Annotated in this window: 1 protein-coding gene; it reads right to left on the bottom strand. The window is 46.1% G+C overall.

Features of this window, described 5'->3' with window-relative positions; translation table 11 throughout:
* Positions 1 to 2 precede the first annotated feature (2 nt).
* The coding region (dut, locus tag ACYVTD_RS17530) for a dUTP diphosphatase (protein WP_461248906.1) at positions 3 to 395 on the bottom strand (393 nt) is incomplete at its 5' end.

The following is a 395-nucleotide window of genomic DNA, read 5'->3' as shown; positions in this document are numbered from 1 at the left end:
CTTTAAGCCCCAGTAGACCCAAAACCTCCGCCTCCTCTAGCCGTTTCGCCAAGAACATTAACCTCCGCAATGTTCGCCTTACATACGGGAGCTATTACAAGTTGCGCGATTCGCTCCCCATCTTTAATTATAATGTTTTCGGGTCCTAAATTTATTAAAATTATGTCTAAATCTCCCCTATAATCGGAGTCTATAGTACCGGGGGAATTAAGAACTGTTAACCCTTTTTTTATCGCCAAGCCTGAGCGAGGACGCACCTGCCCTTCATAGCCTTCTGGAATTTCTATTTTAAGCCCTGTAGGAATTTTTACCCTTCCAAGGGGCGGTATGGAAATATCAGCGTCAAGAAAGGCGCGTAAATCCATACCGGCAGCCCCCTGTGTTTCGTACTGGGG

Source organism: Treponema sp. R6D11 (assembly GCF_054786075.1).
This window is presented reverse-complemented; position numbering and strand designations above follow the sequence as displayed.